Here is a 22,554-nt window from a genome sequence, read left to right on the forward strand (position 1 = left end):
GGAGATCATCACCCAACATTAAGGTTATTTCACCCTGCCAGACTTAACAACTCACCCTTAACCTTCTTCAGTTCCAATTTTGCTTTTTTATACTTTATGATTTCAGCGATATAAGTAAACTGGGCTTCCCTGACTGCGGCTTCTGAAGACAAAAGCTCAACATAGGTCATCTTACCTTGATGATAAAGTGCTTTTGTTTGAGCATAAACCTTCTCTGCCAGTTGAGCATTCTCTTGTTGCGAAATGGTGGATTGATATGCCGACAGCAATTGATTAATTGCATTGAAATAGTTATTGTAAGTAACCTGTTTTTCATGTTCCAAATCCTTCCTTAGGCTTGAAAGCTGCATGTTCACCTGATTAATCTTGCTTTGCTTGGCAAGACCATCATACAAAGGAATTGAAAGTTTGAAACCGATGTATGCATAATCTGACCAGCTATTTTTAGTAGATAACTCAAAGTTATCCGACTGATATTGATACGCTCCTGTAATGTTTGCCGAAAGTGTTGGTAGGTATTGTAGCTGATAACCTTTCTTCTTGAGCAGCAGTTGCTCTCGCTCCACCTCCAATTGCTGAATGGTTGTAATTGAACCAATATTGATAGAATCAGACATAAAAGCTTCTGGCACTTCAATAAAAGTAAGTGGCGCTTTGTCTACTGAAATATCATTTTCAACCGGCATGCCGATCAAGACTTTCAGATAATTCATTTGTTGACTGATTGTTGCCTGAAGATTCCTTTCACTTACTTCCAGCATACTTCGGTCAACCTTGGCTCTATTCAATTCTATTTCATGTGTAACGCCAAGCTCAACTTGCTTTTGAGTAATCATTAAAGAAGTATCTTTCTGGCTTAATAGCTCGTGAATTTTATCCAACTCTTCACCACTTTTCAAAAGGTCATAATACACTATACAGATATTGTAGACGGTTTCCTCTTTTGTCATCTTGCTTTTGATGGCACTCAGTTCCTCCACATTCCTGGCAACTTTTATGTCAGTAAAAATGGAAGGATCAAAGATCACCTGACTTAAAGTTCCACTGAGTGTATAATTGTAAGTGGTACCAAAATTTACAAACACCTGTTCCCCAGGCTGACCAAAAAACTCACCAGGCATGATGCTGGTCTCCAACTTCATATAGTTATCAAATTGTCCTGAAGCAGAAACTTGTGGCTGCACTTTGCTTTTAGCTTCTTTTGTTGCAAATGTCTTTTCTTGCTTATCATATTGAGACTTAACAACCTTATAGTTATTCTCAAGTCCATAATCCAGACATTTTTCCAGTGTCAGATGTGTTACTTCCTGTTGGGCTTTTACATTCAGTATATTGAACAGAAAGAAGAGCAACCACAGTGTATATTTTATGCTATTGATATTTTTAAAGCTATTCATTATTTACATTCTAAAGATTTGTACAGGCTCCAGTTTCAAGATTTTCCGCATAGAAAAATAACTCCCTGCCAAGCTGATCAACAGCGTTGAAAAAATCAGGAATATGATCCGTTCAGGAGCGTAATCCATGCTCTGGTTGATTGATTTCATAAAGTATTTCAATCCGATAAGCAGCAACATGGTAAAGCTGAACCCGCAAATGGAATAAAAAATGGACTGTATCATAATCAGTTTTGTAATGAGCCAATTTCCTCCTCCAATTGCCTTGATCGTGCCATAGTCTTTGATGCGGTCATTGACTGCTGAAAACATGGTCAACCCAACAATGACCAATCCCGTAACCAGCGAGAACCAGACAAGTATCATAAAGGTGCCTACAATACCACTTGCTTCTCCCATATAATCAAGTGTTACATCCTTGAAAGTATCACCGACGTAGGCTTTCACAGTAGGGATAGTCGCAGTTATGGTATCTGCAATGCGCTTTTTAACCATCGGGTCTTGTGTGTCAGCCTCTACAATGTATGCACTGACATGGTTAGGACTAAATCCGGAGAGTTTTCTGACTCTTTCGATTGTCGAAACCATATTAAATTCCCCAAGGCCTGCATTTCCAATTGAAATCCCGCTGATATACACCCTGACATCATTGATACTGAAATAATCCCCTTGCTTTAGTTTTCCAAGATTTTCCAAATCCGATTCATCTACAATCACAGCTCCTTCACTTTGCAGGCTTTTCAGGTTGGTACCTTCAAGAAACTGTTTCGGTGCGCCCACATAGTCTGGCGCTTTAATCCCAACCAAACTACAGCCAGCTGTACCTCCAGAAGAATTTTTCATCATGCCTCCAGTCACAATCACCGGATGGACTTTATTCACCCCTGGAATAGACTGTAACTCATACCCAACTCGCTTATCCACATTCACAAGAGAGATGGACGATTCACTTTTTTCATTCACTACAAAAATGTATTCGGTATTTCCCTTGATAATACCCAAGCTAGCCTCAAGAAAACCATCCAACAAACCCAATTGGGCACCTATCAGAAAGACCGAGATCACTATCCCGAAAAGTATTCCTATAAGCTTAGCCTTATCATAAACCATAAAGCTGAATGCTGTTTTCCACATGGCTAGTTCCGATTTAAATAGATGACACAATCCACCCTGTTATTAATCATTACCTGTGCATTATCATCCAATCGGATTTTCACTTCTCGCACACGTCGGTCTTCTACAGTATTCTCATCAGAGAAAAGTGACTTTTTCTTCAAAAAACCTCCAACAAATACTACTTCTCCCTTACCGATTGTCTTCCCGTTGACCTGTGAGATCACTTCGGCTTTCAGTCCTGTCTTAATGCGGTCTGCAAAAAGCTCATCCACTTCTGTTATAGCGACCAAATGACCATCAGGTGCATACTGTCCCAGCTTTTCCCCAGCAGTAAGAAAATCCCCGTTGTGTACATCCCATTTCAGTACTTTTCCGTCATAGGCAGCCTTGACATTTTTATCTGCCAATACTGCTTTCTGGTAGGCTATATTGGCATTGATTTCCTGCATGCCACTTTTCTGGTAAGCTATCTCTGCCAATTGTTTTTCGTATTCTATCTGAAGCTTCTCTACTTTGGATTTGCTATCCTTCAGTACCTTTTCTGTAATCGCTTTTGAGTTGAAAAGCGCTTCATCTACCGCCAAATCTTTCTGTGCATTCTGCCAATCATTCAGGGTAATTTTGGCTTTGATTTCTGCTGATTTTATGGATGCTTGCTGGCTGATAATTTTACCCTCCTGAATTTTTAATTGTGCCAGGTCAGCGCTTTTTTCCATATCCAAGATGACAGCACCTTTACTTACCAATTCATTCTCAGCTGCCATAATCTGGTTCACTTTACCATTGGCAGCCGAGTAGATATTCAATAACCCTTTTTCAGGTTCAATCTTGGCAATGCCTACTATCTTATTGATCTCAGTCTGCTCAGTCTTCACATTGTTATCATCTACTTTCTTTGCGTCGGCTGAACAAGCCATCAGCAGAGCAATCATTCCGATACCCAATATGCCGTTGAATAATTTTTGGTTTTTCATTTTTGCTGTCTGTCAGTTTATTGTCTGTTTATTTACTTCATTCACAATCCCGTTTTCCACTTCAATTACACGGTCTGCATATTCCATCAGGCGAGGGTCATGCGTCACCACTGCAACGGCTTTCCCACCTTCAGCCAACTCCTTCAGTTCTTTCATCACAATTTCAAGGCTATGCTTGTCCAGTGAAGCAGTTGGCTCATCACATAGGATAATTTTGGGGTCTGTCACCAATGCCCTGGCAATAGCTACCCGCTGTTGTTGACCACCAGAAAGCTGCTTAGGAAGTTTATGCTTATGCTCAGAAATATTGACTTTTTTAAGCGCCTCTTCCGTTTTCTGCTTTATCTCAGCAGTTTTCATGTTTCTCATCTTTAATGGGAATGCCACATTTTCAGCCGCTGTAAGCGGTGCCAGCAGGTTGAATTGCTGAAACACAAACCCAATGGTATCCAACCTTACCTTTGCCATTTCCTTATCAGGAAGGTCGTCCACATTTTTCCCATCTATCTCAAGGGTTCCTTCAGTAGGATTGATCAGACACCCCAAAAGGGATAACAAGGTGGTCTTGCCTGATCCTGATGGACCAATGATCAAAAGCAGCTCTCCTTCATATAACTCAAGGTTGCAATTTGCCAATGCAGTAAATTTTCCTGCCTGCGTTTCGTATATCTTGTTTGCATTTTTTAGTCTCGCAATCATCATTTGATTTATTGTTTTTGATTACGATACAAAATTGAGTGATTGGATAGTGATAAAATACCTATATTAGCTCACTTAATATCAGAAAACGGTCAAAATCATGTTAAAGCTGACTTTAAAGCAGCCTACCGGTTTTTTATTTGCCCTAGCAGAATTGATTGGCGGTAAAGTAGATAGCAATGGCAGGCTAAATATTCCTGAAAAAAAGGGCAACGGTTATATACAAGGCTTTATGTTCGATAATTCGGTTGGGCTGATGATCAGGAACTATGAGCTCAATCAGGATTTGCTGGCAAAACGAATTGATCCTTGCAATTCCAGTGAACGGATTGTTGTAACACTGAACAATGTATTTCCAAAAAGTGAAAGTGATGGGGTTGCCAAAATTGAGGAACTACCTTCCATACAGATTGGAAAGGGTAAGCTAAATTTTGAGATGTTCTATCCAAGCAAAACCAAATACAGGTCTATTCTCTTGGCGATAGATTCTAATAAATTGAGAACACTGATGGGGATTGAGGATGAATCCTCTTTATTGAATATGATACTCAACGGCAATCAGCCATTGCTGTTTGAAGAAGTCCTTTCCCCTCAAATACAAAAGGTGGCTATGGAAATGATTGAGAATGAAATACCAGAAAACCTTCACCATTTTTATATCAGGATAAAGGCGGAAGAGTTGCTATGTCTCTTGTTTGTAGAATTACACAAGCGAGAAAATGCTCCTGTTCAGGCTTTGAATGAAAAAGATGCCCTCAGTATTTATCGGGTAAGGGACAAGATCGTTTCAAATTTGGGTATACCACCAATATTAGGAGAACTGGCCAATGAGATAGGAATGAGTGAATCAAAGTTGAAAAGACTCTTTAAACAAATATTTGGAAGCAGTATCTATAACTATTACCAGAAATTCAGGATGCAGGAAGCGGCAAGGCTACTAAAGGGACAGCAGATGAGTGTTTCAGAAGTAGGATATCAACTTGGCTTTTCCAACTTGAGTCATTTTACAAAAGTCTTTGAGGAGCATATCGGAATGAAACCTAAGAAATACTCTGTACAGTCTCACAAATAAAGGTTTAATTTATTTTCACCTGCTTGAATGCTATAAGCTGTATTCTCATATACTCTTCCCATTCAAGCAGTTCGATCAATTCAAAATCACTGTACTTCTCATTAAATTCTTGATTGACTGTAGCCACAACGACTTCAGCTCCTACCTCTAGCTCACCATCTCTAGCAAACATTGGAGTAGTACATTCTCCATTAAATCCTCTAACGCCCACTTGCAAGTACTTATTAAAGAGATCAGCTACAACGTATTCTGAAACCCCTGACACATATACCTTACTTATCGGAATGTTGGCATTTTGTGCTCTAACATATGTTTCCAATTGCTTTTTATTCCTTTCATATTCACTGTCGGAAATTGCATAGTGAGTCTCATCTCCTGTTTCTGATAATAATATAAAATTCATATCGCTAGAATCATTTTAGAAAGTATAGTTCTTTAATATTTTACGAATTAGTTTGGTGAATAGTTTTAACTTAAATCCCATATTAGTTTGCTGTATACTGTAACGACCTAATAAGCTAAGCATCATACTTTTAAAACACTTGATTTCGAGACTATTATAGTTAATGGATTTCAACAAAAGACAGATTCATCAATTAATTGATGAAAAGAACATAAATACGATTTCCTTATGGGATCATTATTTAAGTAGAGAGGAATTTGATCTATATTTTCCAAAAATTGGAACTGACTTTTATTTAGAAAGCTGTAACAAACTCAATAATTTTTTTTTGGGGTTTATTGATTATATGTCTAAACCAATATTTAGCTATGACCCCAATCAGGAACCCCTAAAAACTATCAATCCTGAATCGCTTTTAACACAAGAAATATATTCACCTGATATGGAATCCGCTATTTACTTCAATGATAATAAAACAGTAGCAATTCAAATGTCATATGATTTCTGTCTATCAATATTCTCAAGTAAATCAGATTTTCAAATCGAGCTTTTGCCAATTGTCAGAAAATACGGATTGGAAATCATTAGATTCTAAGCCGTTAGTAATAACCTTCACTCAAAACTCTCCTTCCATTTTTAATATACCTTGGTAGTTTATTATATGAAAATAAAAGATTTCGCTATAGAAAGATATTTTGCCAAATATGAATCTCCAACCAAATACATGCTATCTAGCTCATATTGTGATGGATATAAAATGAAATATGTATTGGATTTAGCTTCCCCTACATTTGAATTTGCAGAAAAACTTGTCAAAGAAACAGGAATTATGTTGCTACCTGCTGAAACATTTGAGTATGGTAAATCTCATGCAAGGATTGGCTTTGGCAGAAAAAATTTCCCAGAAATACTACATATCTTTCAGGACTATATAACGAAACACTACAGCTAACATTCTCTTTTTCAGAAAAGACAGTACACCAATTATCGTTTACAGCTAAATGCTAAAAAAGAACCACTTTGGAAAAAGAACAACACATTGCAGCGTTAAAACTAAAGTTTGAAAGTTACGCGCCCATTTCAGATGCATCCTGGTCACTAATCGAATCAATAATAGATTTCAAGTCATTAGAGAAAAATGAGATTTTACTGAAAAATGGACAGGTTGCAAAAAATGTATACTTTGTCTGTAAAGGTGCCCTAAGGGCTTATGTCACCGATTACAATGGAAATATTTACAACAAAAACATTTTTCTTGAAACTGACTTTGCAGGCTCAACAGTTTCTTACCTCTTAAGTAAACCTTCCAACTTCACCCTAGAGGCTTTAGAAGATAATACTATTTTGATCAGCCTTAACTATCAAAAATACAGACGACTGATAGAGGAAAATATTGATTTGAAAAACTTCTATATCGCTTATCTGGAAAACAATTGGGTGATAGAAAAAGAGCAAAGAGAAATTTCCATTGTTATGCAAAATGCTACTGAAAGGTATCTGGACTTGCTTTCAAAACATCCCAATATAGATCAGCGAATACAACAACTACACATAGCTTCGCATCTAGGTATTACACCCACCCAGCTTAGCAGGATTCGAAAAGATTTAAAAAAAAGTCATTGAATCAACATATGTAAATGCCATAGGCAATCCCTTCTAATATTTTTGTCTTATCACTTATAGCAAAAATATTATGAACTATATCAAATACTTAAAATGGTGTTATGCAACTATTTGCTGTACACCATACAGTCTACTGGAAAGAAAACCAATAAGTGATTTATTTGACAAGCCATGAATCAAATAACACTATCTGCGCTAGCCATATTAGGAGGAATCTTTTTGGCTGCTCAAGGGAGCTTTAATTCGACTTTAGGGATCTTGCTTAAAAACCCTTTGCTGGCGTCAGTAGTTGCTTTTTTCAGCAGTACTGTATTTGCAATAGCCTTTGTTTTACTTAGTGTCAGAAGCTTTCCGACTTGGGTCGATTTAAAACAGATTCCCATTTATTTATGGTTTACAGGAGGACTTTTCAGCGTTTTAGGGATTAGTCTTTACTATTATACCATTCCAAAACTAGGCATATCAACAATGATCTCTTTGGGGTTATTTGGTCAGTTAGCATTTTCTACAATTGCTGGTCATTTCGGATGGCTAAACTTACCAATGGAGCCAATAACTATAAAAAGAGGTTTAGGCCTTATGATAATGATGACAGGAATTATTTTAATCAATATAAAATGAAAGAGACAACCAGCTTAAAGCAAGCGAATATAGATAACCTGACTTCACTTTGGAAGACAGTAGGAAGTTCATTTAATGCCTATTCCAAGATGTCAGGCTTTGAATATTGTGAAATTCAAAATGCTGAATGGCCAAACAGAGTATGGTTTAACCAAAATATCACACAACAAACTGTTGACTCCCTTAAAGAGAAAATAGCTGCTTCAACTTCCAAAATCACATTGCCTGTTTGGAATATTGAACACCAAAAGGAGGCTTCCATTTTAGAACGCAATGGCTTCAAAGCTACTTTTGAACAAGTTGGCATGTTATTGAAAATACAAAGCCGCTTTGAAACTGAAGGTCATGTAAAAATACAGCGTGTTGCAAACGAGACTGAAGCTAAACTATGGGCTGAGCTATTCAAAAAGTCATTCGGCTATATCATTAGTCATGAAACCGTTAGTAAAACATATAAGGATATTAATTTTTACATAGCGTATCATGATCATGTGGCTGTGGGTACAGCATTATTACATAAAACCGATCGTATTTTGGGTGTTCATTCTGTGGGTATTCCACCTGAAATGAGAAGAAGGGGCTATGCAGAGCAAATAATGAAATTACTGATCAATCTTGCAGTTGAAAATCAATATGAATATATAACCCTACAAGCGTCTAGTATGGGCAAACACTTATACCTGAAACTAGGTTTTGAAGAGCAGTTTTTGATCAGAAACTACACTTTAAAACACTATACATAGTAAATCATTTCAAACACCACCTTTTATCTAGTTAGAATAAAAACCATAAGGAGTGAACAGTCACAACCAAGCTTACAAACTATATTTTCTAAGCCAGACCCAAAGAGTACTTGGGTCTGGTTTTTATTTGCACGCCATCAAAAAAATGGGCTATTGAATACTATTAGGCATATTGTTTTTTTATCCTCCTTCCCTATAAACCTCTGCACTTTCCAGTATATAATTGCATTGATAAACGTCATCCTGATTCAGTCTTAACCTACCTTTAATCGTGACTACCTGATCCATAGTGAACCTTGGGTGATTGGGGTTGAGCTTTAATTCAACAATAGATTCCGGACCACCATTTCCACAGAAAAAACAAGCAGAATATGGGTTTCGAGACAGGATATAGATTCCCTTTTTGTCGTCAATAGCCAGTATATATCCCTTAAGACATACATGTTTACCTTCCAATGATTTCACCTTTGGACCAAAATGAGGGTAGTAATAATAAGCATCAACCTCTTGGCTGTATTTGTCGGTAAACTGTACATCCATAAGTGTCTTCCAAGTAATGCTGGTTTGTGCAAGTGCGGGAGAACTGAGCAGTAAAAAAAGTATGGTTACAAGCTTAAGCATTGGTCAATGTTTTTGAGATATTGATATTGAATACTTGGATTCCAGGAAGTAAGGACGCCAATAATCCTATTGACAAGGCAGTTAAAAAATTCGCCATTCCTCTGCTGTCTATTCCCATCTGGAAAAACTGTCGAAATAATTTGCCTCCATCTGATAAGAAACCAACCACAACCCTACACGGTTGGGTGGTTTTCCCTATACCGGCCTCTCCTAGAATAGGTAAGCCCCCCTTCTTTAGCTCAATGTCAGGGAAGCTAAAGTGGTGCTGTTCATTATATGCGGAAATCAGTGACCTAGTCTTGAACATATCTTCTCCTTTTTGTTTGCAAACATAGCGAGTGATAATTTTAAACGCAATATTGTTGCGTTTAAAAAATGCACGACTATATTTGCAACATTGTTGCATTTAATAGTTTTATATGAAGAATCATCAGTTTATAGGTTCCAACATGGATTTTATAGGGTTCAGTGTTTCGTTGCTTTGTGCTGTGCATTGTATCGCATTACCCATATTTCTAAGTATTGTCCCACTTACCGGACTCCAGTTTCTAGATCATATCTGGATCGAGTATTCGATTATTCTAGCCAGTTTTATTATTGCCTCTTATGCCCTTATACATGGTTACTACAAACACCACCAAAAACCATTGGCAATGACTGTTGTAGTGGTTGGTTTTATACTGATTGTGACTGGTCATTTTTTACAAGATGAATGGAAAGAAATCATGCTGACTTCAAGTGGAGGAGTTGTGATAGCTATTGCTCACCTATTGAACTGGAAACACATTAAACAAGCGAATACCATGTTTCCAGAGTGTTTAGATCAAGATAAATCAAAGTAAAATGTTAGGAGTAAAAAAATTACCTGTAACTGTACTCAGTGGCTTTTTGGGCGCCGGAAAAACCACGTTGCTTAACCATATCCTACACAACAAGCAAGGGTTAAAAGTTGCTGTTATCGTAAATGATATGAGTGAAGTGAATATTGACGCACAGTTGGTAGAAAATGAAGGAACTCTTTCCAGAACAGAGGAAAAACTGGTAGAGATGAGTAATGGATGTATTTGCTGTACCTTACGTGAAGACCTTATGGTAGAAGTAGAGCGACTGGCCAAGGAAAACCGTTTTGATTATCTGGTAATTGAAAGTACTGGCATTTCTGAGCCAGTTCCAGTAGCCCAAACCTTTACCTTTCAGGATGAGCAAAACGGCATTGACCTAAGTAGGTTCAGTTATATTGATACAATGGTAACCGTAGTAGATGCCTTCAATTTTTTCAAGGACTTTGGGAGCAAAGAGCTTTTGCAGGACAGAAATCTGACAGATATGGAAGAAGATTACCGAACGATAGTCAACTTACTTACAGATCAGATCGAATTTGCCAATGTGATTATCTTAAATAAAGCAGACTTAGTATCAGAGGAAGTATTGGGGACTTTGAAGTCTGCCATACAAAAGCTTAATCCAGGGGCTAATATTTTGACAACATCCTATGGGAAAATCAGTCCGGATAAGATCCTGAAAACTGGATTGTTTGACTATGAAGAAGCTGAACAAAGTGCCGGTTGGATAGAAGAGTTGAAAAAAGACAGTCACAATCCGGAAACGGAAGAATATGGAGTTGGGTCATTTGTATTCAGGGATAAGCGACCGTTCCACCCAGCGCGGTTTTGGAAGTATATTCAGGAAGGTTTTCCCACCAGTATTATTCGCAGTAAAGGATTATTTTGGCTGTCTTCTCGGCCTGACCAAGCAATGGTATGGAGTCAGGCAGGAGGTTCGCTTCAGGCAGACAGTGCAGGAGTTTGGTGGAGCAGTATGCCCTACCATGTCCGTGCTGGTTTCCCAAGCTTTCTTTATAACCAAAAACAAATTGAAGATGGCTGGCATAAAATTTTTGGTGACCGAAAAAATGAGTTAGTGTTTATAGGACAGGACTTAAACAAAGCTCAAATATTGGAAGAGTTGGAAGCTTGTCTGTGTACAAAGGATGAGATAGCCAAGATAAGTTGGGAAAATGGAGGAGATGACCATTGGCCAGTACAACGTGCCATTCCTCCACATAAAAGTAAATTGAGTTCTTAAGCTTTATGAATTTGAACATGATTCACAAGTTCCATGAATGATGAAATCGGAGTGATCTTTTTGATATCCCTTCGGTAAAGAAATCTTGGGAATGTGGATATCTTCCATACAGTAGGTTTGTTCACACTTGTGACATACAAAATGTATATGATCATCTTCATGTTTCTCTGATGAACAATCATGGCTACACAGTGCATACTTTGCGATAGCCCCATGGACATCAGGCACCTTGTGGATCAACCCTTTTTCAACAAAAGCATCTAATGCCCGGTAGATAGTAACCCTATCCTGTCCGGGCTTTAATTTTTCAGTGATATCGTGATGGGACAAAGCATGTTTTGCCTCAGCAAATAAAGTCAACAACTCAATTCTAAATGGTGTTCTCCTTATACCATGCTCTTTTAAGCTTTCTTCTATATTAAACCTCTCCATGTCGCAAAAGTATATATTTAAACTGTTATTCAGGCATTCGATATACTATAATAGTGACGAATACAGACGCAACAACGTTTCGTTAATTTAACACATTTTACCTGATATAGAAGCTGGAAGTCCGTAGATCAATCTAACTTCCTATAATACTTAATTAGGTAATGGCAAAGTCCCTACTCTCTACAACTAAATACCCACTCTACGGTACCGTTTTAATAACAAAGTGAGTTAAGGGTGTAATACTGGATTACAGGATATTTGCAGGTTATTTAAGGGCTGATTGGGGCAAGAAAAAGCAAAGGTCTAACTTTGCCGTTCGCCAAAACCACAAGCCAGACCTTTACCTTTATGTTGACTGCAAATATACTTGAAATCCTCTGCGGTTTCCAAATCGTCAAAGGCAAACCAAGCAAACAGGTACTAGCCAAGCTAATTACGGCCTTGGTGGAAGATGAAAATGTGCAATTTCATCAGATAGCCAAAAACTTGCCATCCAAGGCGCAAAAAGCTTCTCGGACCAAGCAAGTCAAACGCTTTATGTCAGGAGCTGTGTTCAATTATCAGGCCCTGATGGCATGGTTGTTTTCCTGCCTGCCATCCGGAAAGATCACCCTCTGCATTGACCGAACCAACTGGCAGTCCAGAAAGCAGGCAGTGAATATTCTGGCCGTGACGGCCTACAGTCATGGCGTGGGTTTCCCACTGGCTTTTCGGCTACTGGACAAAAAAGGAAACAGCCACCAGCAGGAGCGTATTGATTTGCTGAAGGAAGTACTTCAGATTGTGCCTCCCGAACGGATCGGGAAAGTGATTGCAGACCGGGAGTTTATCGGCAAAAAGTGGCTTCGGTTTATGACCATGCAAGGGATTGTCTTCTGCGTTCGGATTCCATCACACCACAAAATCAACATCGATGGTGTGGAGAAAACAGGAGAGGTATGGAGCAAAGAAGGCTTTCGCTGTACTGACCGAAGAGCAACGATCTATGGAATGGACCTGACTCTTTCCATGCAGATGACCAAGGATAAAAACGGGCGAAAGGACTACCTGATCGTAGTCTCAAACCTGATGAAAAGAGGCTTGCTGTCAAGCTATAGAAAACGGTGGAGCATCGAGGTGTTCTTCCAGTCGCTCAAAGGGCGGGGATTCAACCTGGAAGCCACTCACCTGACCAAATTGGATCGGCTTGAAAGACTTTTTGCTGTGGTGTGTATGGCCTTTGCTGTTTGTCACTTATTTGGCGTGGCTTTCCATGAAAAAGTACAAAACATAAAAGTAAAGAACCACGGTTACAGGGAGAACAGCTATTTCAGAAAGGGAAAAGATCTGTTGCAGGAACATTTCTGTACGAGATCCCGCCAAGTAGGTAATGAGATCAAAGGACTTTGGAAGAAGTTTTGGAGGGGAATTAGTCCCAAAACACCATCTGAAAAACTGGTTTTTAGTTGGTTATAAAAAAGTGTACCGTAGAGTGCTAAATACCATTAAATCATCCCATAGCCGTCAATACATCTTAGATTAATACTATATTGAAAAGGATTAAAATTAAATGCTTTTTTAAAAATGAAAAAACTATTTCTAGACGACATTAGGACAATCAATATGGTTTACGATAAATCCATGGAATCGGAATTTGACATCGTAAGGACGTACAGCGACTTTGTTGATTACATAAAAACAAATGGTCTTCCCGACTTCATCAGTTTTGACAATGACCTAGGACTAGATAATAAAGGAGAGGTCGCACTAGACGGCTATGCGGCAGCCAAATGGTTAGTTTATGAATCCGAACTTGACTTAACTAACCTAAAATTTAAAGTGCATTCTGCTAATCCAGTTGCAGCCAAACAGATTCATGGGCTTTTGACTAATTATATCAGGCACTTAAATGAAAAGTAAAAACAGTCACCAACTATAATCTCTGCTAGTACTAATCAATCTTAATGATAACAGCTTTCAGTTAATTCAACCTATTTACTTTCGCAGTGTTATAACCTAGATTTCTGCATTTTAAAGATAAAAAGATAAGTAAGAAGTAATCAGTTATTTTTTTAATATTTACAACTAGAACTATCTACTCAAAAATATCAATGAACTCATTTTGCAAAGCTAAGTTGTCAACGATTCTCTTCTTTGTTTTAAGTATAAGTTGTATTTCAGCCCAAACACTTGATAGAAGAAAGTTAAATACTGAAACAGCTATTGAAGAAACTATATCTTCATTTGAAAACCATACATATACTATTGATTTAGAAAATGGGATGGCAATTATAGGAAAGGTTATACAGGTAAATATAGATCTTGTAATTGATATCTATAAGCCAAATGGTCAACTTTTAAAACAAATTGAGAGTCCCAATGGAAAAAATGGAGTTGAAGCCATTGATATAACTTCCAATGAATCTGGAACTTATAAAATAAATATTCATACACTTGATAAAAACACCTTCAAAGGAAGCTATCAACTAAAAGTTGAACAGATTTTAACTTTGGAACAAAATACAAGGCGTATTATAAAGAGAGAACTTCCAACTGACACATTATATAATCTATGGGAAGCCTCGCTTACTGATGATAAAGCTATTGACACTTTTTTAGCTGCTCAAGCCCAAAGTCATATAATAGAGCTTATTGATAGTGATGATTCAAATATGCTTGTAACTTACTTCTGTGTGCCTCACAAAAACACAGAGTATGTTATGTTAAGTGGCGGACCTGATTTTTTAGGATTAAGATTTCAGAGATTACCAAATACTAAATTATTTTTTGTAACCCAGCGAGTACCTAAAGATGCTCGATTTAATTACGGTTTCAATTATTTCAACCTAGATAAAGCCGGACCAAATGGAGAAATAGTATCAAGGAGTGTAGAACACGCTTATGATGGTACAGTTGAAATGCCCAGTGCACCAAAGCAGGTTTACATCTCAGAAAGAGACGGTATAGAAAAAGGCAGCTTATTCCTTACTTCAATCTACAGTGATTTTTTACAGGAAGACCGAAAAATAACGATCCATACACCTGCAAATTATAATCCCAATAAACCTCATAATCTATTAATCGTTTTTGATGGTGAAGCTTATGGGGCAAGACCCAATCGCAAAGCTAGAATACCAACTCCCACCATAGTAGATAACCTACTTGCTGATAAAAAGATCACTCCTACAGTTACAGTTTTAGTATGGTCAATGGGTAAAAGAAGTAAAGACCTAATAAGTGAAAAATTTGGGAATTTCATTTCAAAAGAATTAATTCCATGGGCTCGTTCAGCATACAATATTTACCCTATATCTGATAAAATCATCTTAGCTGGTTCAAGTAGAGGAGGATTTGCTGCAAGTTATATTGCATTACAACATTCGGATGTAATAGGAAACGTAATCTCCCAATCAGGTTCATACTGGATAAAAGGAACCAACGATGAAAACCATTGGATTTATCCAGAAGACAACGGAATGCTAATTGACTTGTATAAGCAGAGTAAACTACTACCTATCAAATTCTATATGGATATTGGGCTTTATGATGCAGGAGCTTCCATGCTTGGAATGAATAGACAATTTCGAGATATTCTTGAGCTAAAAGGTTATAAAGTAGATTATCATGAATTTAAGGGAGGTCACAACTATGTTAATTGGAGGGGAACATTTTCCAATGGATTAATCTCATTAATTGGGACTGCGGCAGAGTAATAAGCCCCTTTACATAAAACATATTTAGAAATAAAATCGCATTGCTTTCCTGAGCCAAACCCTAAAGGTTTGGCTTTTTATTTTATACTTAAGCGTGTTTATAAAGTGCATAAAATTTGCAAATGGTTTAAGTCCGTCTAAATCCATTTATTAATTTTATAATTGTTCTTTATTTAAAAAGTACAAACTAGTGAAAACAATTAATTCAATGAACAAAATAAGCCGTTCTGACTATAAAGTATTGCATCAATTTCTTGAATCAGCGGAACCATTGAGTGAAGACCTTTTTGAAGAAATAAGAGACTATATCAGTAAGAAAACATATAAAAAAGGAGAGGCTATCCTAAGAGCTGGAGACATTGAAGTCAATTCCAATATTGTGGTAAAAGGCGTTGTATTACAATATGTATTTGATGAAGACATCCCCATCACCATTAATATTACCCCAAAAGGGCTCTCATTTAACAGCTTAAAGAGTTATATCGATGGGTCTCCTTCGGTCGAAATTCACGAAGCAATTACTGATGTTGAGATTCTTACTATCAAAAAGAATGATTTAGAAATGCTAGCTAAAAAGTATCATGAGTTTAGCTATATCATGTACAAAGTCTATGAAAAAATACTGCTTGACCGTGAAAACAGAATGTTCCTATTGCAGTACAGATGTCCCTCCAAGCGTTTTATGCTATTTCATAAAATTATTGAGCGCGCAAACTGGATGCTGGAAGACACACCTGATAAATACATTGCCAGCTATCTGAATATGACACCTCAACAATACAGTAAAGAGAAGAAAAAATATAGGCTAATGCTGAATAAAAGCAATTAATACAAAAAATATAGGATAAGTTATCTAGAGGCAACTTCAGTTTAAGAAACAACTATTTTCTTGTACCCAAAACTGAAACATTTAGATCAACATGCTTAGGTATATTACTTTTTCTTTGATTGGTTCATTGATTACATTATCAGTATATAGTCAAACCCAAAACAAGTTAACAACATTAGAAGTGGAGACCGGATTACATCAGCATCTCAAGCAAATGTCAAATCCTTTAAAACAAACACTCTTATTTTCTGATGGAACCAATGCATACAAGTTAGATAGTATTATTGATTATCGCTTTAATGAATCAACTGGAAAATGGGATGAAAAATTATTTAAAAAGAGTTTTGTCTATGATGAGAATTTCAATGACACTTTAGTCATCAACTCAATATGGGACAAAAACGACCAACATTGGAAGAACGTAACCAAAGAAATCACGCAATACAATAATAATAAGGTATTAAGTTATGAACGGCATATACTCTCAAAGTCAGGACAGAGAATAGATTACACCTATAACGACAAAGAAGAACTGACTGAAATAACAGAGAGCAAATGGCTATTTGGGGATGGGAAATGGCTTCAGATCAAAAAGCAGGTAAATAGTTACAATTCAGCGGGTGTAATAATCGCTGACACGCTATATTATAAATTTACAGACTCAGAAGAGTGGGTACCGGTCAAAAAAACACAATATAGCTATAATGCTGAAGGTGATCTACTGGTTGACACAATCTACAACAAACAAAAAGGCTCAGATGTATGGCAGCTGTTTGGTAAAACTGAGTATGCTTACAACAATGGATATATAGAGCTTCTTACCTCATCAAATTGGAGTGTTGATTCTAAACAATTTATCCCATACTTAAAAAAGCAGACACTTTATGATTACGATGAATGGCATGTGTATGGCACGAATGAATATGAGTGGGATAAAGCAAGCAAAGACTGGAAAATTACAAAAGCAAAATCCTATGGCTTTGACGATGAAAATCATGTGAATTCCTGCACAAACAAAACTTGGGATTTCGACACTACAACAGTACAAGAAGTTTTTAATTTTGACTACACTATAGACAATAGTAATTTACGCTTGCCTACAATCCTAGATGCGAACGAAAGAGTAGCTTTTCATCATAAAATAATCAGTAAACAAGCTCTAAAATACAATCACACAATCAGTGAAATGGAGAAGTTCCGTGAAACGGCGTATTACTATTCAGTTGAGGAAGTATTTACTGGTATTGACGATATTGATCAGGATGTAGTGAGTGTATATCCCAACCCTGCATCGGAATGTATAATTGTTAAGTTTTCCAACACTTACAAACAGACTTCCTTTGCCCTATATGATATAAACGGAAAGGAAATACTATCTAAAACACTCAGGAATAAGGAAAAAATAGATATTGACCGTCTAAAGAAAGGAATATACTTTTACAGTATCCATATTGGTCAAAGCAAGGTCACAGGAAAGTTGATTAAAGACTAAAGTGTAACAGTCTCATTGTATGACCAAACAAATCAAGTTTATCTGTCCTATGCCAGACCCAAAGGGTTTGGCTCTTTATTTTTGGTTAGGACTATTTCCAAAAAAACTGAATGAACAAACTCTCTACACTCCCCTATTTAATTTTCTCAAAACCTCTCAGCTATTCGAGTAAAATAGTAAAAGTCAAACATGTCAGAAAAGATCAAAATATCAGTTTCTTGCAAGAGGATTCTTGCATCAAGAAAATACGTTTAGGCACTTCTTGAAAAGCCCCCAGAACTATTCACCCCTTATTTGGAAATTTCACCCCAAACCGCCTGATTTTATTGATTAAGCAGGTTTCTCCTACTTTTTTGCTACAAAAATTATAGCAAATGAAAAGGAGTTTATTGATATCAGTGGTCTTTATAATATGGTTAACATCCTGTACCAAACAAAGACCAACACCTATAAAAGACCTATCAATTAGGTTGGATAGTCTTATTACACATGAGCATGACTCAAACAGGTTCGATGGAACAATAGTCGTTGGAACACAGGACTCCATTCTATTCCAGCGAGCCATCGGTACTGCTAACCGAGTTTGGGATATCCCGATGCGTATGGACTCCCGTTTTGATATCTGTTCACTTGACAAATCTTTTACAGCAACTTTAGTGCTGATGGCAGTAGAAGAAGGTAAGCTATCACTGGACGATCACCTAACTGACCTTCTGAAACCTCTTAATTACTCAGGGGCTTTCGATCCTAATATCACCATTCACCAAATGCTTACCCATACTTCTGGGCTAGCTCATTATGAACACATGGCTCCCAATCTACAATTGGATTGGTTTCGCCCATTTAAAAGAAAACATTTCAATAATCCTGAATATATAGACTTTATCAGCACCGTCCCTACGGTCAACAGTCCTGGGAAGCAATTCTATTACAGCAGTTTTGCCTATCACTTATTGGCTATTATCCTTGAGGATATATACCAGCAACCTTACGCTGAATTGTTGAATGAAAAGATCTGCCAACCCCTGGAACTGAGGCAGACTTTTAGCACTTCCGACAACCTTGAAGTCCACAAGCATATGGTGGAAGCCTACAACTACCACGAGCTTTCGGATAGTTGGAAACGGAATCAATTTATTGACCTGACCCTTGGAAGAAGAATTTTCTCCACTTCTCACGATCTCTATCTATGGGGAAAAGCCATGAGTGCAGCCTCACTTTTGAGTCCCGAATCCATGAAACGAATGCATAGCAATTATCTCAAAGAGATTACCCCTGATATCTCATATGGCTATGGGTGGGCAGTGTTTGACAAAAAGGGGAACTACCATATGGGAAACCTCGGGATTGACCAGAAGTATATCATTCATGGAGGCGCTACCGAAGGCTTCAGGTCCATGCTTGTCAACATTGAAAATGGACAATACATCATTGCTTTTTTGACCAACATAGGAGATCAGGTCAATGAAATAGAAATCACTAAAAAAATTGCTAACATCTTAATCGAATCTAAATATGATAACTAAACAAATTGCACTTCTCAGTCTTTTGCTTATTGTATCAGCTATCACAATGGCGCAACCTGTAGTAGGTTTTTGGAAGGTGGATCTGGTAATGGTAGGTGATATGGATGTAACTCCAGTAGCCAAATGGTTTAAATACCATCAAGATCATAGCTATCAAGCCGGAAATGGTTGGAGTCAGAACAGTGTTGGTACTTGGACATACGATAAACAAAAGGAGGAATTTTTGCCATTTAACAGCAAGGGTGAACCGGATGAATTTGGGGCTTTCAAGACCAGTTTCGAGGATGGAAAAATGTATTGGGAAAGAGAAGAAGAAGGCATGAAAGTGAAGGTAACTCTTTCTCCTACAACAGAGATGCCAATGGCTCCCAAAGACAGTATTGCTGGAAAATGGCAGTTAGTCTCTATAATCAAAGAGGGTAAGGATATCACCGATTTACACAAAGCAAACCATCAAGAGGAAATATTTATTCGTTGGGGAGGCACTTATATCAAGACAAATCCTGATGGTTCGAAATCACATGGCTTTTGGCATATGGATCCACATCACCCAAAATTTCATATGGTAGACTGGAACAAAGAAGTGGATTTTATGGCCTTTAATATATCATTTGACCATGATCTGGTTAAAATGGTGCCATGGAAAGACAAGGAAATAACCTACACCTACAAACGGAAATAAAAGCTGATTGCAGGCAGTGCTGTGATTTAGCAAAAAGATAGATAAAGAAACTTTACTGAGCCAAACCCTTTGGGTTTGGCTTTTATTATATCAAACCGTCTATGTCTATTTTAAGGTGATAAATCATTATTAAGAATTCATAAAATGGGTTATAACGCCCACCATCAGTTTATTAAATCTTGGGTTAGTACTATATTAGAAAGGATCAAGCTTGAATAAATGACTGTTTGATGTTATATCAAAAAAAGAATTTTATTTAGATAATATAAGGACTTGGATAGTACACTAATACCTAATGGCAATGAAAAAACAAGTATTCGATATAATCTCACTTGCACCAAGTAACAAGAGATACTTCCCTGCCTATATGAAAAAGGAAGACTGGATGGGAGAAGAATATGTAAAATATACTGAATTAGAGATTCCTCTTGGTCACTCTAGGTATGGCGGGCCTGTGATAGATTTGCCTGAAGGTGTTCAAGTTCCTCAAGGTATGAGGTTTGCCGCACAATTGGACTTATCTGAAATATCCAAGTACGACGTTGCAGGACGACTCCCCAAAAAGGGGCAGCTCATCTTCTTTTCAGATATAATGTCGGACTCAGGAAAAGTGTTATATACCACTGTAGCCAATGAAAACTTGTGCAGAAATATCATAGAGCATGAAGACAACTTTTGGGAGGGTGTTCTGATTGATAAAGTATGGTCAGATCGTGAATCATGGAATGAGAGATTTCGCAAGCCTGAAGACAATTGGGACAAGCAATATGTAAACGAGACCGGATTGCTTTGGGATGATTTTGCAGGAAGTGAGAAGTCTAAGATATTTGGGATATTCACACACTGTCAATTGGAACAAACTGAGATTGAACAAATCACTAACGCTGACAAAATCGTCCTTCTCCAAATAGGAGAAAATGGTTTTAATGATGAAGGTGTTTTCAGTGTCCTTATTGCAGAAAAAGATTTGGAAAAATTGAATTTTGAGAACTGCGAATTTTATTGGGGACAAACATAACAAACCATGCCTCACCTATATTAGAGTTAATATGCCTTTCATGATGCTGTTACACCTTTTACAAAAATGAAAAGCGGTACAGAATCACTTCCATACCGCTGTACAGCATTAGAAATACCCTCGTATTCCTTTTTGCATATTTATTAAGCTTGTTTCTTCAGCATCTGCTCCAATTCATACTCGGCAGTAGGACGCTTTTTATTCTTAGGCCATTTCTCTAAAGCTGACTTCTTTAGTTCAATTGCTTCTTTTGTCTTCCCTCTCTTGTAAAGCATTTTGGCTTCCAAGTTCTCCAGTGTATAATCTCCCTCATTCAGTTTATAACCATACTTAATCCAGCTTTCGAGGTTTTTGTAATCCTTCTTGCTCTCAGCAAATTCTAGGTAGTCAGTCCCTATTTTATAGATAGTCTTGATTCTGTCAAATGCTTCTACCCCTATCTCATATCTTGGCATCATGAAAGCCCCTGTTTCAGTAGGGTTTTCATCATAGCTTTTCTTATATCGCTCGTATTTCGTTTGGTCCTCTTCTTTGATTTCCTTTAGTGGCTTAGAGGCTATCAGGCTATCGATATAACTATTAGCCGTTTCCATATAAGACTGACCGTCTTTAGCCAAAGTATAGTACATCAACTTATTCTCAATCTCATCCTCCCTTCTTTTACGTTTTTCAGGAAGCTCTTCCCAGTTCTCCAAGAAAGCCTTCATCAACTCAGGATCTTTCGTATCAATCGCTTTTTCACGGGTGTTCCTTAACATTTGAGACTTGACTCTGCTCAATCTTTTATTGTCGATTTTTGAAGCTAATTTTGAGTACTCAGCAATATTTGCATTCAAGATGGCTTCTGATTTTCCATCTACTCTTAAAAAGCGGCTATACTTCAATATGAACTCCATCATCTCAGCACCATTCTCCTTGATCTCGGTTTGTACTGCCAACCACTGTTCAATACTTTCAGCAGGGTCTTCTCCATACTCGATCATTTTTTGAAAATAAATTTTCAGAAAATCCTCATCCTGCTGCCTTGCAGGATATAATTCCTTCAGCTTAGCCAAACTATACTCACTGTTTAATGAGGCGATCGCTTTCTTACCTAGCGCTATAAAGCTATCGGCTTGCATGCCACCGGTTTCTGTATAAACCACCGTCCCTTCAGGTGTAAGGAACAGCAATGTAGGGTAGCTATATACTTCATATTGTTTGGCTGCAGCAAGCCCTTCTTTTTCTGCGTCCAGTTTTAGGCTGACAAACTTCTTATTGTAAAAGTCCCCTACTTCTTTCACAGGAAAAACATGCTTCACCAAATACTTGCATGGTCCACACCAAACCGTGTAAAAATCAACAAATACAAGTTTGTCTTCCTGCTTCGCCTTTTCAAGTGCCTCCTCCAAGGAAATGTGCTGAAAATCTACTCCTTGTGCGAACAAGCCGCTGTATAGTCCTATCATTAGAGATAGGCATACAAATACTTTTTTCATCATAGTGATTGCGCTGTTTTGTATAACCCTGTTAAATAATTGTTTCATTCC

The 22,554-nt window shown here is 37.5% G+C and carries 25 protein-coding genes; 16 read left to right on the forward strand and 9 right to left on the reverse strand.

All coding sequences use genetic code 11. The features are described 5' to 3' along the window. Positions 1–29: 29 nt before the first annotated feature. Genes V6R21_RS02450 through V6R21_RS02465 form a run of 4 tightly spaced genes read right to left on the reverse strand, consistent with a single transcriptional unit; the run spans position 30 to position 4,186 of the window. A complete protein-coding gene (locus tag V6R21_RS02450; RefSeq protein WP_334240540.1) occupies positions 30–1,397 on the reverse strand; it encodes a TolC family protein in 1,368 nt (455 codons plus the stop codon). Positions 1,398–1,400: 3 nt separating this feature from the next. Further along, positions 1,401–2,531 (reverse strand): ABC transporter permease, encoded by a 1,131-nt coding sequence (locus tag V6R21_RS02455; protein WP_334240543.1) that lies wholly within the window; start codon positions 2,529–2,531, stop codon positions 1,401–1,403. A 2-nt stretch (positions 2,532–2,533) separates the two neighbouring features. Next, positions 2,534–3,487 carry an HlyD family secretion protein gene (locus tag V6R21_RS02460; RefSeq protein WP_334240545.1) on the reverse strand — a complete coding sequence of 318 codons (954 nt, stop codon included), beginning with the start codon at positions 3,485–3,487 and terminating at the stop codon, positions 2,534–2,536. A gap of 12 nt (positions 3,488–3,499) precedes the next feature. After that, positions 3,500–4,186, reverse strand: a complete 687-nt coding sequence (locus tag V6R21_RS02465) for an ABC transporter ATP-binding protein (RefSeq protein ID WP_408612970.1) — start codon at positions 4,184–4,186, stop codon at positions 3,500–3,502. Between the two features lie 100 nt (positions 4,187–4,286). Here V6R21_RS02465 and V6R21_RS02470 point away from each other — a divergent pair, with 100 nt between their 5' ends. Continuing rightward, a complete protein-coding gene (locus tag V6R21_RS02470; RefSeq protein WP_334240549.1) occupies positions 4,287–5,258 on the forward strand; it encodes a helix-turn-helix transcriptional regulator in 972 nt (323 codons plus the stop codon). 4 nt (positions 5,259–5,262) lie between these two features. On the opposite strand, the gene V6R21_RS02475 is transcribed toward V6R21_RS02470, so the two are convergent. Then, positions 5,263–5,661: a hypothetical protein gene (locus V6R21_RS02475; protein WP_334240551.1), complete on the reverse strand. Its 399-nt coding sequence runs from the start codon at positions 5,659–5,661 to the stop codon at positions 5,263–5,265. Positions 5,662–5,824: 163 nt separating this feature from the next. On the opposite strand from V6R21_RS02475, the gene V6R21_RS02480 reads away from it, so the two are divergent. The 5 genes from V6R21_RS02480 (at position 5,825) to V6R21_RS02500 (ending at position 8,648) form a co-directional block, all read left to right on the forward strand. After that, positions 5,825–6,256 carry a hypothetical protein gene (locus V6R21_RS02480; RefSeq protein WP_334240553.1) on the forward strand — a complete coding sequence of 144 codons (432 nt, stop codon included), beginning with the start codon at positions 5,825–5,827 and terminating at the stop codon, positions 6,254–6,256. 66 nt (positions 6,257–6,322) lie between these two features. Beyond that, positions 6,323–6,613 (forward strand): hypothetical protein, encoded by a 291-nt coding sequence (locus V6R21_RS02485; protein WP_334240554.1) that lies wholly within the window; start codon positions 6,323–6,325, stop codon positions 6,611–6,613. A 68-nt stretch (positions 6,614–6,681) separates the two neighbouring features. Then, entirely contained in the window at positions 6,682–7,284 is a 603-nt protein-coding gene (locus V6R21_RS02490; protein ID WP_334240556.1) for a Crp/Fnr family transcriptional regulator, read from the forward strand. Between the two features lie 171 nt (positions 7,285–7,455). Further along, a complete protein-coding gene (locus tag V6R21_RS02495) occupies positions 7,456–7,905 on the forward strand; it encodes a DMT family transporter (protein WP_334240559.1) in 450 nt (149 codons plus the stop codon). Beyond that, a complete protein-coding gene (locus V6R21_RS02500; RefSeq protein WP_334240562.1) occupies positions 7,902–8,648 on the forward strand; it encodes a GNAT family N-acetyltransferase in 747 nt (248 codons plus the stop codon). The genes V6R21_RS02495 and V6R21_RS02500 overlap by 4 nt, the downstream gene beginning before the upstream one ends. A 180-nt stretch (positions 8,649–8,828) precedes the next feature. Here V6R21_RS02500 and V6R21_RS02505 read toward each other — a convergent pair whose 3' ends face one another. After that, positions 8,829–9,269, reverse strand: a complete 441-nt coding sequence (locus tag V6R21_RS02505; protein WP_334240564.1) for a DUF3299 domain-containing protein — start codon at positions 9,267–9,269, stop codon at positions 8,829–8,831. After that, positions 9,262–9,576 carry a hypothetical protein gene (locus tag V6R21_RS02510; protein WP_334240566.1) on the reverse strand — a complete coding sequence of 105 codons (315 nt, stop codon included), beginning with the start codon at positions 9,574–9,576 and terminating at the stop codon, positions 9,262–9,264. Before V6R21_RS02510 ends, V6R21_RS02505 begins: the two co-directional genes overlap by 8 nt. A gap of 112 nt (positions 9,577–9,688) precedes the next feature. Here V6R21_RS02510 and V6R21_RS02515 point away from each other — a divergent pair, with 112 nt between their 5' ends. Together V6R21_RS02515 and V6R21_RS02520 are read left to right on the forward strand one after the other, a co-directional pair. After that, positions 9,689–10,111 (forward strand): MerC domain-containing protein, encoded by a 423-nt coding sequence (locus tag V6R21_RS02515; protein WP_334240568.1) that lies wholly within the window; start codon positions 9,689–9,691, stop codon positions 10,109–10,111. 1 nt (position 10,112) lies between these two features. Next, a complete protein-coding gene (locus V6R21_RS02520; RefSeq protein WP_334240569.1) occupies positions 10,113–11,354 on the forward strand; it encodes a GTP-binding protein in 1,242 nt (413 codons plus the stop codon). Positions 11,355–11,357: 3 nt separating this feature from the next. Here V6R21_RS02520 and V6R21_RS02525 read toward each other — a convergent pair whose 3' ends face one another. Beyond that, positions 11,358–11,786, reverse strand: a complete 429-nt coding sequence (locus tag V6R21_RS02525) for a Fur family transcriptional regulator (protein WP_334240572.1) — start codon at positions 11,784–11,786, stop codon at positions 11,358–11,360. Between the two features lie 348 nt (positions 11,787–12,134). On the opposite strand from V6R21_RS02525, the gene V6R21_RS02530 reads away from it, so the two are divergent. From V6R21_RS02530 to V6R21_RS02565, 8 genes are all read left to right on the forward strand, one after another. Then, positions 12,135–13,241, forward strand: coding sequence for an IS4 family transposase (locus V6R21_RS02530; RefSeq protein ID WP_334240574.1), 1,107 nt, complete (start codon positions 12,135–12,137; stop codon positions 13,239–13,241). A 108-nt stretch (positions 13,242–13,349) separates the two neighbouring features. Further along, on the forward strand, positions 13,350–13,685 hold the full coding sequence (locus V6R21_RS02535) for a cyclic-phosphate processing receiver domain-containing protein (RefSeq protein WP_334240576.1): 336 nt from the start codon (positions 13,350–13,352) through the stop codon (positions 13,683–13,685). A gap of 191 nt (positions 13,686–13,876) precedes the next feature. Next, complete coding sequence (locus V6R21_RS02540; RefSeq protein WP_334240578.1) at positions 13,877–15,478, forward strand: alpha/beta hydrolase; 1,602 nt, start codon at positions 13,877–13,879, stop codon at positions 15,476–15,478. Between the two features lie 208 nt (positions 15,479–15,686). Continuing rightward, the gene (locus V6R21_RS02545; RefSeq protein ID WP_334240580.1) at positions 15,687–16,307 is read left to right on the forward strand and encodes a Crp/Fnr family transcriptional regulator; all 621 of its coding nucleotides are present in this window, start codon (positions 15,687–15,689) and stop codon (positions 16,305–16,307) included. 214 nt (positions 16,308–16,521) lie between these two features. Next, entirely contained in the window at positions 16,522–17,799 is a 1,278-nt protein-coding gene (locus tag V6R21_RS02550; protein ID WP_334240582.1) for a T9SS type A sorting domain-containing protein, read from the forward strand. Between the two features lie 374 nt (positions 17,800–18,173). Beyond that, positions 18,174–19,325, forward strand: coding sequence for a serine hydrolase domain-containing protein (locus V6R21_RS02555; RefSeq protein ID WP_334240583.1), 1,152 nt, complete (start codon positions 18,174–18,176; stop codon positions 19,323–19,325). Beyond that, the gene (locus V6R21_RS02560) at positions 19,315–20,007 is read left to right on the forward strand and encodes a hypothetical protein (protein ID WP_334240585.1); all 693 of its coding nucleotides are present in this window, start codon (positions 19,315–19,317) and stop codon (positions 20,005–20,007) included. The genes V6R21_RS02555 and V6R21_RS02560 overlap by 11 nt, the downstream gene beginning before the upstream one ends. A gap of 301 nt (positions 20,008–20,308) precedes the next feature. Further along, positions 20,309–21,025 (forward strand): DUF1963 domain-containing protein, encoded by a 717-nt coding sequence (locus V6R21_RS02565; RefSeq protein ID WP_334240587.1) that lies wholly within the window; start codon positions 20,309–20,311, stop codon positions 21,023–21,025. Positions 21,026–21,168: 143 nt separating this feature from the next. On the opposite strand, the gene V6R21_RS02570 is transcribed toward V6R21_RS02565, so the two are convergent. Beyond that, complete coding sequence (locus V6R21_RS02570) at positions 21,169–22,506, reverse strand: thioredoxin family protein (protein ID WP_334240589.1); 1,338 nt, start codon at positions 22,504–22,506, stop codon at positions 21,169–21,171. Positions 22,507–22,554: the final 48 nt, after the last annotated feature.

Origin of the sequence: Limibacter armeniacum, from assembly GCF_036880985.1 — a bacterium.
Taxonomy (GTDB): Bacteria; Bacteroidota; Bacteroidia; order Cytophagales; family Flammeovirgaceae; genus Limibacter; species Limibacter armeniacum.